Genomic DNA, 1,034 nt, shown 5'->3' on the forward strand with positions numbered 1-1,034 from the left:
GATTGCGGTGGCCAGGCAATCGCGGAACGATTCGCGAAACATGAGTCGCTGTTCGTCGACGAGTGGATCCACCGGTTCCACCAGCAGTGCATAGGCGAGAACCGGTGCACGCATGGCGCGTTCGGCGAACGTGCGAACCGACGCTGATACGGCGGAGCGATGGTTGCCTTCCAGGATTCGGGCGCTGTCTCCGGCGTCCCGAACCGCGGATACCTCACGGCTGCAGACTGATTGGAATACTTCGGCGAACAGTTCGCCCTTGCCGTCGAAATGTCGATACAGCGTCCCGGTGCCGACGCCGGCGTTCTTGGCCACCGCGGCGATGGAACACCCCGCATAGCCGTGGGTGGCCACTGCCGTCGTGGCGGCCTCGAGCAGTCGGGCGCGTTGGGCGTCCAATCGTTCCTGTACTGCCGGAGTGCGGCGATAGGCCATGTGAAGAAGTGAACACCCGTTCCGTTCTTGCGTCAAGAGCCCCTGCCTGCAGGTTCAGGCAGCAGCGGTGCGAGCCTGTTCCGCGCGCCACCACGCGACGGTCTCCTCGGCGGCCTGATCGAGCGGTGTCGGTGAGAGGCCGAGCAGCACTTCGCTGGCACTCGAGTCCATGACGAACGGCTTGGTGAACTGGTAGTTCATCTCCGCGAGTTCGCGGCTGTCGGTGTTGATCTTGCCGACTGCGTCGAGCACCCAGGCGGGCAGGACGCCCACCTTGGCGGGGGATGTCCCGGCGGCTCGGGCGAAGGCTTCGGCGATCTTGCGCTGAGTGAGCGCGGGGCCGGTGGGTGCGTGGATGACGGAGTTCCAGAGTTCGGGGTTGTGTGCTGCGGCGATCATCGCTGCGGCGAGATCGGGAATGTAGGTGAAGGAGTGCGGCTGGTCTGCGGAACCGATGACACGAATCTTCTTACCTGCCATGACCTTCGGAACCATGCGCTCGCCGGCGTGGGCGGTGCGGACGCGGGGGCCGAAGAAGTCCGAGGCGACGACGCTGACGGTAGGTGTTGCAGAGGCCTCGCGAGCACGCAGCAGCGCGG

Annotated in this window: 2 protein-coding genes; both read right to left on the reverse strand. The window is 65.4% G+C overall.

Going from position 1 to position 1,034, the window contains the following annotated elements:
• Positions 1-435: TetR/AcrR family transcriptional regulator (locus ABT116_RS50245; protein ID WP_351648533.1), on the reverse strand; the 435-nt coding region annotated here is incomplete at its 3' end.
• Positions 436-489: 54 nt separating this feature from the next.
• Positions 490-1,034 (reverse strand): NAD-dependent epimerase/dehydratase family protein (locus tag ABT116_RS50250; RefSeq protein WP_351648535.1); only part of this gene is annotated, 545 nt, incomplete at its 5' end.

Source organism: Streptomyces sp. NPDC002130, assembly GCF_040296465.1.
GTDB lineage: Bacteria > Actinomycetota > Actinomycetes > Streptomycetales > Streptomycetaceae > Streptomyces.